12 protein-coding genes are annotated in these 15723 nt (G+C 34.5%); 3 read left to right on the top strand and 9 right to left on the bottom strand.

The genetic code is table 11. From position 1 onward, the window contains the following. Positions 1-78: 78 nt before the first annotated feature. The 6 genes from ACRBBL_RS21335 to ACRBBL_RS21310 form a co-directional block, all read right to left on the bottom strand. The gene (locus tag ACRBBL_RS21335) at positions 79-483 is read right to left on the bottom strand and encodes a hypothetical protein (RefSeq protein ID WP_431371118.1); all 405 of its coding nucleotides are present in this window, start codon (positions 481-483) and stop codon (positions 79-81) included. Continuing rightward, positions 483-881, bottom strand: coding sequence for a hypothetical protein (locus ACRBBL_RS21330; RefSeq protein ID WP_431371117.1), 399 nt, complete (start codon positions 879-881; stop codon positions 483-485). Before ACRBBL_RS21330 ends, ACRBBL_RS21335 begins: the two co-directional genes overlap by 1 nt. Before the next feature lie 64 nt (positions 882-945). Then, on the bottom strand, positions 946-1548 hold the full coding sequence (locus ACRBBL_RS21325) for an FAD-dependent oxidoreductase (RefSeq protein ID WP_431371116.1): 603 nt from the start codon (positions 1546-1548) through the stop codon (positions 946-948). After that, complete coding sequence (locus tag ACRBBL_RS21320) at positions 1548-1757, bottom strand: hypothetical protein (protein ID WP_431371115.1); 210 nt, start codon at positions 1755-1757, stop codon at positions 1548-1550. Before ACRBBL_RS21320 ends, ACRBBL_RS21325 begins: the two co-directional genes overlap by 1 nt. Before the next feature lie 15 nt (positions 1758-1772). After that, positions 1773-3074, bottom strand: coding sequence for a hypothetical protein (locus ACRBBL_RS21315; RefSeq protein WP_431371114.1), 1302 nt, complete (start codon positions 3072-3074; stop codon positions 1773-1775). Beyond that, positions 3071-3661, bottom strand: coding sequence for a MarC family protein (locus ACRBBL_RS21310; protein WP_431371113.1), 591 nt, complete (start codon positions 3659-3661; stop codon positions 3071-3073). The genes ACRBBL_RS21315 and ACRBBL_RS21310 overlap by 4 nt, the downstream gene beginning before the upstream one ends. A 159-nt stretch (positions 3662-3820) precedes the next feature. On the opposite strand from ACRBBL_RS21310, the gene ACRBBL_RS21305 reads away from it, so the two are divergent. The 3 genes from ACRBBL_RS21305 to ACRBBL_RS21295 all read left to right on the top strand — a co-directional run bounded on the left by ACRBBL_RS21305 (position 3821) and on the right by ACRBBL_RS21295 (position 8235). After that, complete coding sequence (locus ACRBBL_RS21305; RefSeq protein WP_431371112.1) at positions 3821-4390, top strand: DUF3109 family protein; 570 nt, start codon at positions 3821-3823, stop codon at positions 4388-4390. Positions 4391-4663: 273 nt separating this feature from the next. Further along, a complete protein-coding gene (locus tag ACRBBL_RS21300; protein ID WP_431371111.1) occupies positions 4664-5644 on the top strand; it encodes a ribonucleotide-diphosphate reductase subunit beta in 981 nt (326 codons plus the stop codon). A gap of 152 nt (positions 5645-5796) precedes the next feature. Next, positions 5797-8235, top strand: coding sequence for a ribonucleoside-diphosphate reductase subunit alpha (locus ACRBBL_RS21295; protein ID WP_431371110.1), 2439 nt, complete (start codon positions 5797-5799; stop codon positions 8233-8235). A 212-nt stretch (positions 8236-8447) separates the two neighbouring features. On the opposite strand, the gene ACRBBL_RS21290 is transcribed toward ACRBBL_RS21295, so the two are convergent. The 3 genes from ACRBBL_RS21290 to ACRBBL_RS21280 form a co-directional block, all read right to left on the bottom strand. Continuing rightward, positions 8448-11261, bottom strand: coding sequence for a T9SS type A sorting domain-containing protein (locus ACRBBL_RS21290; protein ID WP_431371109.1), 2814 nt, complete (start codon positions 11259-11261; stop codon positions 8448-8450). A gap of 241 nt (positions 11262-11502) precedes the next feature. After that, positions 11503-14298 (bottom strand): T9SS type A sorting domain-containing protein, encoded by a 2796-nt coding sequence (locus ACRBBL_RS21285; protein WP_431371108.1) that lies wholly within the window; start codon positions 14296-14298, stop codon positions 11503-11505. Positions 14299-14369: 71 nt separating this feature from the next. Beyond that, the gene (locus tag ACRBBL_RS21280; protein ID WP_431371107.1) at positions 14370-15713 is read right to left on the bottom strand and encodes a deoxyguanosinetriphosphate triphosphohydrolase; all 1344 of its coding nucleotides are present in this window, start codon (positions 15711-15713) and stop codon (positions 14370-14372) included. Between the last annotated feature and the right edge of the window lie 10 nt (positions 15714-15723).

Genomic DNA, 15723 nt, shown 5'->3' with positions numbered 1-15723 from the left:
GTATTGAGAAGTTTTGAAACGTATGTATTTGTTACAAAGACTACTACTACTACTACTACTGAACTTCAAAAGAACTTATTACAAGTTGTTTTTATTCCTCTTAATTAAAATCCACAAAGAAGTATCAATCAGAACTTGAACTAACATTAAACCAATTGCGCCATAAAAGTAGTAACTTTCAAAATCACGATTAAAACTACCATCATAGCCAAGTAAATCTAGCAAAACGCTCCATCCAATATTGGTTGTTGTATGTGTTCCATCGGGTCTAATTAAGGCAAGCAAAAGTAGGTTGAGAAATGAAATAACGACCAACCATGTATACTTTTTTAGGGATTGAATTTTTAAGCCTACGGATGCATGTAGAACTACTATTGGAATAAGGATGATGAGAGAAACAGCAAAAAACAATCCTATATTTAATAGCATGATGGCAATTGAAATACAAAAGAATATCCAATATGCAATACGTATGTTTTTCATTAGTTTTTTAAATGTAATTTTTCAGCAGGAATAAAATCAGTAAACTGTCCGTAAATTGGGCTAATCCAAATTTTCTTTTTGTTTCTTACAATTACAATCATGTTGAACCTTTTATGATAATACACATGATTGATGTCTTTCAAATGTACTTCTTTCTTTTTACCAAACTCAGTACAAATTACCATAAACGTTTCGTTAATCTGTATGCTATATCGAAAATAGTGTAATAAGAAATACATTGCAAATCCCAAAAAGCCAAGAAACATAAGAATAACGCTGAGAAACCCATAATACTGATTATCCTTAATAACAAAGAACATCACATACAGCAATACCAATGAAATTGCGAAACAGAAAAGTCCGATGAAAAGAATAAATTTCCCAGGTTTTAAATGCATTTAATTTTAAGTATATAGGCAATTAATAAACGGTAGATTCCTTTTAACGCTTTCAGTCAAAAAATCAAATCTTATCATGCACTTTCGTATGATTTCCATCATTCCAAAGTGTCAAAATATCGGTGGCAACCTGTGCGCCACTTCCTGCGGCAATAGCAAACTGACTTCTCCAACCAGCAATAGTTCCACAAACATACAAACCATCTTTTACGAGATGATCTTCATTTTTTAAGTAGAGACGATCTTTCTTTGCAGCTGCTCTTGGATGTGGAGCTATAAACTCGTCCAAACCATCAATTGTAAATGGTTTTGAATAATTTAATGCAATAACTACACATTTACTTTGATAGGTATTTTTGTTTGTAATGATTTGAAAATTATCAACATCACCTGTAATTTCGCATACTTTTTCGTTGGCAATTTGCGATACATGTGGATATACTTCCGTTAAATGTGTTTGTCCTTCTTCTAAAATAGTAGCGCCAGTTGTTCCTTTCGGTAAACCGAGTACATTATTAAACAAGGCATTCTGTAAATGTGAAGACTTTTGATGCAGTACAATTCCAATCTTCTTTTCTGTAGCAAATGGTTTTTCCTTTGCGGAACCTAATACAAGTGCGCATTGCATTCCAGAAACGCCGCCACCAATTATAAGTACGTCAAACATTATTTTTTCTTATGATTTTTCACTTTTTCTTCAATCTTTTTAGACGTTAGAAAAATTAATAAAATCATAATTGCACACATAGCAGCAACAATACTAATTACTGCAACCAAACTGTCGCCTTGTAGTAAATTGTTAAAATCTAACTTTGTTGCATTGTAAATGCTCAGAGCTATGGCAAGAACAATAAATATATAAGAGAATTTTTTCATAACAATTTTATCTTTTTATTTAAAATACGCTAAAAGAATTTCATTTTTTAACGCTTCTGCTTTTTGATCAATTTTTGGCGGTTTTGCCAATTTTTCTGGACTGCTAAAATACGATATTTCTCGGTAATATTTTTCTATATCTCCTATGTCGTCTTCATCCTCATCTTTTGAAGTGTACTCGTATTTGTCCGTAATTGTTTTTGTTATCCAATTCAAATGTTTGTCAAAAGTATATTCCGCCAATTGAATTCTTGTAGCAACGTCTTTATCTGAGTCAATTTCAATATCTTTTATAATATTTCCATAATTGTCAACGGATTTAATAAAGGTTTTTTGTAAACCTTCTTTCTCATCTTTATAGCTGCTACGTCGCGCTTTTGGAATATTAGTCTCAAAGAGTAGCTTCGTAACTTTTGTATTCTTTTTAGGATATTCATGTATATATTTATACCCACGATATCCGTTTGAACCAACAGTTTTGTCAAATTTTATCACTAAATTTCCATCAGCATCTCGTAGATATGTATCTAAAGCATATCCTTCAAATTGACCTGAAGAGGTGTATTTTACAGATTGAAGATACGGTTTCCCTTTAATGGTTTCGTAAATATATTCAGTTGTATATTCAAAAGTTCTTCCATTACCAATATTTTCATGTCTATGTTGCGTCTGAATCAATCCTGCGCTATCGAACTTTTTTGTAGTTGTATACAATAAGTAACCATATCCACGTTTTTCCAACCCTTTAATAGTTGCAACAATGTCAGTTCCTTGTTTTTGGTACGAATATGTTTTGTATTCATCAAAGTGATACACAGAATCTTTGGTAATTTTATACTCAAAAAAGGTGAGTATGTTTCCGTATGTATCATAAGACATTTGTTCTACACGAGAATCCATATCGCCATAATGATCTTCACCATTCTCGCGGCTTTCACGATGCAAGATATTTCCTTTTTTATCATAATAATAAAAATAAGTATCCTCATCATTTTTCAACTTTGTTATTTGTCCGATCGTGTTAAAATCAACCTCTGTATGTATATATACAGTATCGTTTTCTATCACAACAGCATCATCACCATAACCTGACCATTTTGAAAACTGACGCACATGCTTGGGTTGCTTATTGAAAATAGTATCAAACCCGCTTGAAATGGTAATATTACGTGTAAAACTTACTAAAACACTGTCTACAGCAACTGGATCTATGAGTCTCTCAGATACTGTGCTTTTTGTGTCAACAGATTGCCCGTTTACATAATTAACACATAATAAAATGCTAAAAATAGATATGATATAAGAGATTAATTTCATTTCATTGTGAATATTTCCTGAATTCCGGAAGTAAATATTTTAACCGCAATTGCTAATAAAATAACACCGAATACTTTTCGTAAAATACGAATTCCATTTTGTCCAAGCCAACGTTCAATTTTAGCGGAAGCTTTCAATACAATATACATAATAATCATGTTGATTAAAATGGCAATCACAATATTTTGTGCATCAAACTCAGCGCGAAGCGACAAAATAGAAGTCAAACTTCCAGGTCCAGCTACTAATGGAAAGGCAATAGGAAATACAGAAGCATCACTCATAGCATCTTCACCATCTTCCTTAAATAAGGTAATTCCTAAAATCATTTCTAGTGCTAGAAAAAATAGCACAAACGAACCTGCAACAGCAAACTGACTAGCGGTAATTCCGATAAGATTCAGCATACTTTGCCCAATAAATAAAAATACGGTCAAAATTACACCCGCAATAATGGTAGCTTTACCAGATTGAATGTGTCCAGTTTTGCGTCGTAAATCGATAATGATAGGTATGTTTCCGATAATATCAATTACCGCAAAAAGCAACATACTAGCTGTTAAAATATGATTCCAATTCAAATTCATTTTAGTATATCTTTAAATTCGCGGCAAAAGTACACTATTCGCCTAATTATCAAAGAGAAAAGATGTGTTTTTTAGTTTAAATTAAAGTGAATAAATCGTTGCTGTTAAGTTTGAGTAAAAAGTCAAAATAAAAAGTCATAAAAAAAGTATATTTGCCACATGTTTCAGATAGGAAAAACCATCATTTCAGAAGATATTATTGAAAAGGACTTTGTATGTAATTTGGCTGCATGTAAAGGAGAATGTTGTGTAGCAGGTGATGCAGGTGCGCCACTTGAAAAAGAAGAAGTCAAAATATTAGAAGACATATACGATACCGTAAAACCTTTTTTACGTAAAGAAGGTATAGAAGCTATTGAAAAGCAAGGAACCTATATAGTTCAAGAAAATGGCGACTTAGAAACTCCTTTAGTTAATGGTGCAGAATGTGCCTATGTTATTTTTGATGATAAGAATACCGCTTTGTGCGGAATTGAAGAAGCATACAATAAAGGTTTGGTCGATTGGAAAAAACCTATTTCTTGCCACCTATACCCAATTCGAGTAGAAGCATATAGTGATTTTGCAGCAGTAAATTATCACAGATGGCCAATTTGTGATGATGCCTGTTCTTTAGGAAAAGAATTACAAGTACCTACATACAAATTTGTGAAAGAAGCATTGGTTCGAAAATTTGGAGAAGATTGGTATTCAGAATTAGAGAAGACAGCAAAAAAATTAGGACGCTAATTTATTAAAAAATCATTTTCCCATTTTTTTTTGAAAACGCTGGTTTTATCGCTGCTAGCAAAGAGTTGATTCTTGTAATTAACTGATAATCAGATAAAAATGCCGTTTGATAAAATGTTGAAAAAGTAGGAAAAAACTGTACTGTTGTTAAAAACTCATCAACTTTGTGAATAAGTTAGACTTTCATTTTAAAAGACAATTTCCAATCTTTGTAGTTCCCAAATCAAACAATAGTCTTTTACCCAATTTTACATTAAAAAACCCGATAATTTTATGTCATCAGCAATAGAACCCATCTTACAAGAAAACAAAGACAGATTTGTGATTTTCCCAATAAAACATGCAGATATATGGGAATGGTATAAGAAATCTGAAGCTAGTTTTTGGACTGCTGAAGAAATTGATCTTCACCAAGACTTAACAGATTGGAGCACTAAATTAAATGATGACGAACGTTATTTTATAAAACATATTCTTGCCTTTTTTGCAGCATCAGACGGAATTGTAAATGAAAACTTAGCAGAGAACTTTGTAAATGAAGTACAATATTCAGAAGCTAAATTTTTCTACGGATTCCAAATTATGATGGAAAACATTCACTCAGAAACATATTCGTTATTAATTGACACGTATGTGAAAGATGAAAAAGAAAAAGACAAGTTATTTAAGGCAATTGACAATTTTCCAGCAATCAAAAAGAAAGCAGATTGGGCTTTACAATGGATTGAATCACCAAGTTTCGCAGAGCGTTTAATTGCGTTTGCTGCCGTAGAAGGTATTTTCTTTTCAGGAGCTTTCTGTTCTATTTATTGGTTGAAGAAAAGAGGAATTATGCCTGGGTTAACTTTCTCAAACGAGTTAATTTCTCGTGATGAAGGTGTGCACTGTGATTTTGCAGTACACTTACACAATAATCACCTAATAAATAAAGTTCCTAAAGAGCGTATCCGTTCTATCATCGTAGATGCATTGAATATTGAGCGCGAATTCATTACAGAATCTTTACCTGTAAGTCTTATTGGAATGAATGCTAAATTGATGACGCAGTACTTGGAGTTTGTTACCGACAGACTTTTACAAGAATTAGGTTGTGAGAAAGAATACAATGTATCAAATCCATTCGATTTTATGGATATGATTTCTCTTCAAGGTAAAACGAACTTCTTTGAAAAAAGAGTTTCAGAATACCAAAAAGCAGGTGTGCTTAATAAAGAAGAAGAGAAAGACAAATTTAGCTTTGACGCTGATTTCTAAAAGAAAATCCCTTTGATTTTGGTTGCACTGCAATCAAAGTTTTAAAACACATTAATAAAACCCTAAATGCTAATTTTTTCGCCGAAAAATTAGCAAAATAACTAACCCCTTTTCTGAACGAGAGTCAGAAGGAACAAAAAACAGATGAGCGTATGTTTGTAGTAAAAAGAGACGGAAGAAAAGAGCCAATGATGTTTGACAAGATCACTTCACGAGTGAGAAAGTTATGCTATGGCTTAAACGATTTAGTGGATCCTGTAAAGGTTGCTATGCGTGTAATTGAAGGATTATACGATGGAGTAACAACTTCAGAATTAGATAACCTTGCAGCAGAAATTGCCGCCACAATGACGACTACGCATCCCGATTATGCACGATTGGCTGCACGTATTTCCGTATCAAACTTACACAAAAACACAAAGAAATCATTCTCTGAGACAATGGTGGATTTGTATGAGTATGTAAACCCAAGAACAGGAAAAAAAGCACCATTATTATCCGATGAGGTATATAATGTAATTATGGAAAATGCAGATCGTTTAGATTCTACTATTATCTATAATCGTGATTTTGGATACGATTACTTCGGATTTAAAACGTTAGAGCGTTCATACTTATTAAAGTTAAATGGTAAAATTGCAGAACGTCCACAGCATATGTTAATGCGTGTTTCTGTTGGAATTCACTTAAATGACTTGGATGCTGCGATTGAAACATACGAGTTAATGTCTAAAAAGTTCTTTACACATGCAACTCCAACGCTTTTCAACTCCGGAACTCCAAAACCACAAATGTCATCATGTTTCTTATTAGCAATGCAAGATGATAGTATTGATGGAATATACGACACTCTAAAACAAACGGCGAAAATATCACAATCAGCAGGTGGAATCGGCTTGTCTATCCACAACGTGCGTGCTACAGGATCATACATTGCAGGAACTAATGGAACTAGTAATGGAATTGTACCAATGTTACAAGTGTACAATGATACAGCACGTTATGTAGACCAAGGTGGAGGAAAACGTAAAGGTTCGTTTGCAATATATATAGAACCTTGGCATGCAGATATTTTTGACTTTTTAGATTTAAAGAAAAATCACGGAAAAGAAGAAATGCGTGCGCGTGATTTATTCTACGCAATGTGGATTCCAGATTTATTCATGAAGCGTGTAGAAGAAAATGGACCTTGGACATTAATGTGTCCAAACGAATGTCCAAACTTATTCAATGTACATAGTGATGAATTTGAAGAGTTATACTTAAAATACGAGTCGTTAAACAAAGGAAGAAAAACAATTAAGGCGCGTGAGTTATGGGAGAAAATCCTAGAATCTCAAATTGAAACAGGAACGCCATACATGTTATATAAAGATGCGGCAAACCGTAAATCGAACCAAAAGAACTTAGGTACAATTCGTTCGTCAAACTTATGTACAGAAATCATGGAGTATACATCTCCTGATGAAGTAGCAGTTTGTAACTTGGCTTCGATTGCATTGCCAATGTTTATCAAAGGAAAAGAATTTGATCATGATGAGTTATTCCGAGTAACAAAACGTGTAACAAAGAACTTAAATAAAGTAATTGATAGAAACTACTATCCTGTAAAAGAAGCAGAAAACTCTAACTTCCGTCACCGTCCAATCGGATTAGGTGTGCAAGGATTGGCAGATACCTTTATCAAATTAAGAATGCCATTTACTTCGGATGAAGCTAAAAAACTGAACCAAGAAATATTTGAAACTTTATATTTTGCGGCAGTAACTGCTTCTATGGAATTGGCAAAAGTAGAAGGTCCATACCAAACGTATGAAGGTTCGCCAATATCGCAAGGAGAGTTCCAACATAATTTATGGGGAATTAAAGATGAAGAATTAAGCGGTCGTTGGGACTGGGGAAGTTTGCGTAAGGAAATTGCTGAAAATGGAGTACGTAACTCATTATTAGTAGCACCAATGCCAACTGCATCTACATCACAAATTCTTGGAAACAACGAATGTTTTGAGCCATATACATCAAATATTTATACGCGTAGAGTACTTTCAGGTGAATTTATCGTGGTAAACAAACATTTACTAGAAGATTTAGTAAACTTAGGATTGTGGACAGAAGATTTAAAGCAAGATTTAATGCGTGCTAACGGATCTATCCAACACATTGAAGAAATTCCGCAAGACATCAAAGAATTGTATAAAACAGTTTGGGAATTGAGTATGAAAGATATTATTGATATGTCTCGTCACAGAGGATATTTCATTGATCAATCTCAGTCATTAAACTTATTTATGGAAGGTGCAACAATGGCAAAATTAACGTCAATGCACTTCTACGCTTGGAAATCTGGATTAAAAACAGGAATGTACTACTTACGAACAAAATCGGCAGTAGATGCAATTAAGTTTACAGTAAAGAAAGAGGTGAAAAAAGCACCAGTTGCTGTTGAATCTGCGGCTGCAATTGCTGTGGAAACAGTAGGAGCAAAGCCAACTCCAGTAGCAGTTGAGCCATTAACTCCAGAAGAATTAAAAGAAATCATTGCACGATCAAAAGAAGGTCAAGATGACGATTGCTTAATGTGTGGTTCTTAAATCATATATTATTATAAAAAATCGACAAAAGAAAAAGGGAACGCTTGAAAAAGTGCTCCCTTTTTTAATGTTTTATCAGAAATGTCAAACTGACAAACAATTGATTTTTATCTAATGCTAATACCATTTATCATTTTCTTTTACAGTAAATTCAAACAACAATTGGTATAATAATTTCTTATGTCAATCTCACATTAAGTAGCAAATGTGGTTTAATTTATTACTATTTTCTGTGTTTGAATATTGTTGCCTTGCTGAATTTTTAAGATGTATACACCAGAAGCAGTATTGGAAACCTTAAAATTTGTCGTTGTATTTTTTGTTAGATTGATAGTCTGATGATCTACTTGTTGTCCAGATAATGTATAAGTTGTTATCGTTGCCAAGCCATTTTCATTCGCGCCAAGCGACATATTTCCATCAGAAATAGTTGGATAGATTGTAAATTGATTTTCTGACTCAATTTCCGTAGCATTCAAGGTTCCAGATAAGAATTGACCTGTAAAAAACCCGCGTCCGTGTGTAGTTGCCAACACTATATTGTCTGATGCGCGCATGTCTAAATCTAATACAGGAACAGAACGCATTCCGTTGTTAGATTGTACCCAAGTTGGAGACATTGTTTCAAAGTTTTGCGATCGCCACACACCTAATTCAGTTCCAACAATTACTTCTTCTCCATCTGTAAGTAATGGATTCATTAAGATAGATTTTACAGGTAAATCTGGTAAATCACCTTCTTTATTGTTCCACGAAGTTCCTTGATTCGGTGAATACCAAATATTAGTTACACCATAATTATGAAAGGTAACTAAGAGTTGATTTTCATTCAAGCCAAATTCAATATCAGAGATGCTTCCCACAAAATTAGCATCGCTTATATCCATAAAACTTGGAGTTTCTGTATGCGCATTGTCTATTTTTAGAAGTTTTCCATTTTTTAAACCTGCATATAAGGTTTGTCCGTCCGCAGAAATTTTCAATGCTGTTGGTGCATTGTCTAATAAAGCATCTTGAAATTCAAAAGTAATTACATTGCCATTTCCTCCATTTACATTGGAATGTTTCCCTATTTGAAAAGCTCCGTTAGAGATAGAAGCATTCGTGTACAATACATTGTTTGTTTTGTCTAATTCTGCTACATTGATAAATTCGCCTTCGCGAAAGCTAGACGGATTCGATTCAGACACAATAAAATAACCAATAGAAGCATCTAACGAAGGATACGGAACATACGCATGGTTTAAGAATGGAAACGAAACTACAGCGTATCCGTCGGCTTCATCAATTTCGGTATACGCGCCATCGCCTCCTAAAGCTGTGAAAAAGTTATTGATTCCCACAGTAGCATCAATTGCACCTAGAGTTCCGTTGTCTTGTGTTCCACCAGCAATATCATCACCATCTAAAATATCAGAATCTGCAATAGCGCCATAATAAAATTGCGTTACATTGTAATCTTTTACGCGTGCTTCCATTGCAGTAGCATTATTCACGGAAGTAGAAAAAGCAGCGCTAAAATATACACCACCATCATTTCCTATGATTGCCTGATTGGGATTGTTTGGTCGAAATGCAATAGCGTGTTGATCGGCATGTACAAGTGAAGCCGTAATGTTTTGTAATCCGTTATTGTTTTTCCATTTAGAGATTTGATCCCAATTGTTATTTGTTGTATTGTATTTGAATAAGTCAATTCCACCAACATATAAGTTGTTGTTCACGTCTGCTTCAATGACCAAATCGTAAAAGGCTTGTCCGCGCGTAAAATCGGTAGCGGCAATTCCGTTGTCTGCATCACTTGGTTCTGCGAGTGTGTTTACAGTATCAAAATCATTTGTTGTGATAAACATATCTGCACGTCGGTTCACTTCTGCCAAAATCCAAAACGTTCCTGCTGTGGTTTGCGAAGGTTCAATTTCCGTACGCTGTCCGTTTGGAATGGTGTGTTTTAGTGTAAACGTATTTCCATCTGTAGATTCATAAATATAACCGCCAGGATTATTGAAGAAATCGTTTGTGGTTGCCAGCCAAATATTGTTGTTGATGTCTAGTTCAATATCATTTGGGTTTACGTATAATCCGCTTGTGTATTGCAGTGGAAATCGTGACCAATTGGCACCATCATCCGTAGATTTGTATAAACCGCGTTGATCGAAGCCTAGAATATTGAATGGAGCTGCTGCCTCTCGGTACGAAGCACTTGCAATGGCTGCATAGACTTCTGTAGTTCCGTTATTGTTTCTCGCCACAATATCATTTACATGAAAAATACCATCAACATAATACGAAGCACCATCTACAGACGATGTTCCTTCATTTCCGCCTAGTACTTGTTGCCAAGTTGCGCCACTATCTGTTGATTTATAGATTCCGCTTCCGACACCAAAACCGCTTGAGTATGATTCGCCAGAACCTAAGTATAAAATGTTAGTATTATTCGGGTCAGCTTCTAAAACTGTCACCGAAATGTTATCAGGCAAACCTGCAACTAACTGCCACGATGAGTTTGCATCTGTGATATCGTCATTTACCCATAAACCGCCCGAAACACTTCCTGCAAATACGCGTGTATAATCGTCATTCGGATTTGCGTTATTGATATCGTTTGGATCAAATAAAATGGCACGTGTGCGTCCGCCAACATTGTTTGGACCTCTTTCTAGCCAAGCATTATCGGAAGCATCACCAGGAGCGCGTTTTTGTATATTTTGTTTTGATTGTTGTTGTAGTTGAAGTAGGTTTTCGGGAGTTGGTCTTCCTAAAGCGGGATTCATTGTGAGTTCCCATTGCTGTTCATAGTATGCATTTGGTGGAATTCCTTGTGCTTTTCTGTCAGATCGAGATAGATATTTTGAGTTTGAAAACGGACTATTTTCTAGGTGATACGCATGTTGTTCTTTGATTGTTTTTGCAGGAACATTTTTTTGCGTTGCTTCTTTTTTCTTTTTACTACTTAGAACATAGCCAATAATTGCTAGAAATAGTAAAATTAAAAACGCCCTTCTCTTTAACTTTTTGTCCATATTTTAGATATTGAACTTGTATAATATTGGATTATGAATTAGCTATCTTAAAGGTAACTGTTCTTGCTAAATTAATATCTTTTAGTAGATAAATTACTTTAATTTGTGTCAAATACACTTATAGCTACATTGTTGGTATTTTTAATTGGTTTGAAAAAATATGACTCTCAAGTTACAATACGACATAAAAAAAGCGAACTTATTTAATAAGTTCGCTTTTGATTTTTAGTAATAGTTTGTATTACTGTATAACTATTTTTTGAGTTTTAATTGCATCGTTTTGCTGAATTTTCAGAATATAAACTCCTGATGATAATTCAGAAAGGTTTAAGTTTGATGGTGTATTTCTACTTAAATCTAGTTCTTTTACACTTGCTTGTTGTCCTGCAATTGTATACGCTGTAACTGTTGTTTTTCCGCTATCTTTTGCTTTAAGCGTCATATTTCCATTAGAAATTGTTGGATAGATAGAAAAGTTGTTTACTGCGCTAAATTCTTCTGTACTTAGTATTCCTGGTAAGAATTGACCTGTAAAGAAACCTCTACCGTAGGTTGTAGCAAGCACTTTATTATCTGAAACTCTTACATCTAAATCTAATACTGGTACAGAGCGCATTCCGTTATCAGAACGTACCCAAGTTGGACTGTTTGTGTTGAAGTTAGCTGATCTCCAAACTCCTAAGTCTGTTCCTATAATTACTTCAGCGCCATCAGCTACTAATGGATTGCTTTTTATTGTCATTACTGGCAAATCAGGTAAGTTTCCATCTTTTTGTTCCCAAGTAACTCCTGCATCTGGAGAATACCATACATTGTTTACTCCATAGTTATGGAATGTAACGTATAAATCATCTTCTGTTTCTCCAAATTCGATATCAGAAATACTTCCAACAAAATTTGCATCTTGCACATTTGACCAAACTGGTATCGTTGTTAATGCAGCTTCAATTTTTAATAAACGTCCATTACGAAGTCCTGCATATACTGTTTGTCCATCTGCAGATGCTTTAAAAGCCGAAGGCTGACTGTTTAATAGTCCATTTGTTAAATCGTTTCTTACAACATTTGCTCCACCGTTCGTTATGTTTGTAAATTGTCCTATACGTGGTGAATTACCAACAGTGGCATTTGTGTACAAAGTATTTGTGTTTTTGTCTAGTTCGACTGTATTGATGAAGTCTCCATGGCGAGCACCATTATCATTTGCAATAAAATAGGCTCCTGAGGTATTTAACGCTGGATATGGAATATATACATGTCTTAAAAATGGTAATGATGCAACCATATACCCATCTTCGTCATCGATATCTGTAAAAGCTCCATCTCCTCCTAAAAACATGTTTAAACTGTTCACTCCAGCAGCAGCATCCAATGCAATTAAACTTCCATTATCTTGTGTTCCTCCAGCGATATCATCACCATCTGCAGCATCTAAAGCTCCAATAGCTCCATAATAAAATTGTGTCACATTATAGTTTAAGTTTCTAGCTTGAATAGCTGCAGCATTGCCTGCTGAGTTTGCAAAATCGGCACTGTAATAAACTCCTCCATCATTTCCTATGACTGCTTGTGTGTTATCATTTGGACGAAAAACGATTGCATGTTGATCTGCATGTACAAAAGAAGCTGTAATATTCTGCTGTCCACCTCCTGTTTGCCATTTAGAAAGCTGATCCCAATCATCATTAACTGCATCGTATTTAAATAAATCGATACCACCTACATAAAGGTTATCATTAGCATCTACTTCGATTGGTAAGTTATAAAACGCTTGTTGTCTCGTATAATCTGTTGCAGGAATTCCGTTATCTGCATCATTAGGTTCTGTTAAAAGTGTTACAGACCCAAAGCTATCTGTTGTAGTATATATATTTGCTTGCGATCCAGCACCTACATCAGCCGCAACCCAAAATGTTCCTGGAGTTGTTGACGATGGTTCCAATTCTGTACGTTGCGTATTTGGCAAACTAAATACAAAATTAAACGTGTTTCCATCTGTAGAACGGTAGATAAATCCACCTGGGTTTCCGAAGAAATCATTTGTTGTAGTCAACCATATATCATTATTCAAATCTATTTCAATATCATTTGGATTCATGTATGTATTGTCTGGAAATTGAATTGGGAAACGTGACCAAGTTGTACCGCCATTATCAGATTTGTATAATCCTCTTTCATCAAAACCTAACAGATTCGATGGTGTACTAGATTGACTATATCTACCACTTGCTGCAGCTACATATACTTCTGTAGTTCCATTGTTATCTCTAACAACAAGATCATTTACATAAAAGATTCCATCTACATAAAATAATCCACCTGTATCATTAAATGTTCCTGCGTTTCCTCCAAATATTTGTTCCCAAGTTACTCCGCCATCTGTAGATTTGTACACTCCATTTCCTACGGCAGCTCCAAATGTATACGATTCTCCAGAACCTAAGTACATTGTATTAGAATCATTAGGATCTGAAACAATGACAGTAACCGAAACATTTCCAGACAAACCTTCTACGAGTTGCCAAGAAGAGTTTGCATCTGTAATGTCGTCATTTACCCACAATCCACCTGAAGTTCCTCCAGCAAATACACGTGTATAATCATCTGCAGGATTTGCATTGTTTATATCATTAGGATCAAACATTAATGCTCTTGTACGACCACCAATATTGTTTGGACCTCTTTCTTCCCAAGTATTATCAATTGCATCACCTGGCGCACGTCCTTGTAAATCGAATTGCTCTATTTGTCGTTCTATTTCTTGAAGATTTTCTGGAGTAGGCCTTCCAAGACTTGGGTTCATCGTTAATTCCCATCTTTGTTCGTTGTAAGCATTTGGAGGTAATCCTTTTGCTTTACGATCTTTTCTAGATAGTTTTTGTGTCTCTTTGAAAGGACTGTTGGCTAGAAAATTGGCATGTTTTTCTTGCAAACTGCTTTCTTTTTCTTCATTCACAAATTCATCACTAAGAGTATATCCTAGTACTCCTAGGAATAAAAGGCCTGCAATTGCCTTTATTTTAGTTTTCTTTCTCATTAAATTTTTGTTTTAATGTAATTTAAATACATATTTAGTAATTAGGTTAAGAGGCTAAATATTTTAATAAATTATACGGTTTTTGCTGTAAGCTTATTGAATAATATTACTGCTTTACTATCCGATAATCTAGATACGTAATTTGTAATATTCATTAGTCGGTTATACAAATGGTTTGTTTGATAGTCTACATTTTCAGGTAAAACTTTCAAAATTAACTTATCATAGTTGGAAAGCGAACCGTTATGATGGTTTTCTGCAGCAGTGATAAATGTCTCTAGTAGGTGTTGCAATACATGATATCCTGTGATTTCTTTTTCTATGACTTCACTGCTTTTATAAATTTTATCGATGCTTATTTTAATAATATCGTCTATTTGTGCTTTGTATTTGCTTTTTTCCATCAAACCAATAGAAAATTCTCCTGCACAAATAGCTTCTTCATTCTCCAAGAAAATACGTACTGCATCTTCTATGAGTGTGTTGATTGATAGTGCTCTTAAATAACTCAAGCGATCTTCACGATGTTGCAATAAGCTATATTTATCTTTTTGAATGGTGTCTCGCACTAAATTGATTAAATATTCTAGTGCTTTTTCTTCTTGAATTAATCCAAGGTTGATTCCATCTTCAAAATCGATAATTGTATAACAAATATCATCGGCAGCTTCTACCAAAAATGTCAATGGATGTCTCGCATAACGAATATCATCTCCTTCTCCATGTGCACGCAAACCTAGTTCGGTAGCAACATCTAAAAATGCTTCTTTTTGCGATTGAAATATTCCATATTTCTTATCTGCAATGTGTGATGTTGGTTTTTTTGGCAGCGATTGTTTCGGATATTTCATAAAGGCTCCCAAGGTTGCATAACTTAATCGTAAGCTTCCATCAACTCCTTTGCGGTTTTCAGTTAATAATTTAAATCCGTTTGCATTTCCTTCAAAATCACATAAATCTTGAAATTCTTTTGGAGTTAATTTTGATTGAAATTGTGTGCCGTTTCCAATTTTAAAATATTCTCCAATTGCTTTTTCACCTGAGTGACCAAACGGCGGATTTCCAATGTCATGAGCTAAAGCTGCAGCAGCTACAATAGCACCAAAATCATTAAATTGAAATCCATGAACTTCTTTTAAATGTGGATACTTTTCTAAAAGTTTTGTCCCAACTTTTCTTCCCAAACTTCGCCCAACTACTGACACTTCTAAACTATGAGTAAGTCGTGTGTGTACAAAATCTGTTTTGGATAAAGGAACCACTTGCGTTTTATCTTGCAAGCTTCGGAAAGCAGATGAAAAAATTACCCTGTCATAATCAACTTCAAAACCCAAACGAGTCTCATCTTGTTCTTTACGCAATCGCTTATGGGTGTCTCCGTGGCGTTTTAGCGAGAGTAATTGTTCCCAATTCATTAGAAAATAG

This window comes from Kordia sp. (assembly GCF_050633145.1).
GTDB lineage: Bacteria > Bacteroidota > Bacteroidia > Flavobacteriales > Flavobacteriaceae > Kordia.
The sequence above is the reverse complement of the archived record's forward strand: the minus strand, read 5'-3'. Positions and strand labels throughout refer to the sequence as shown.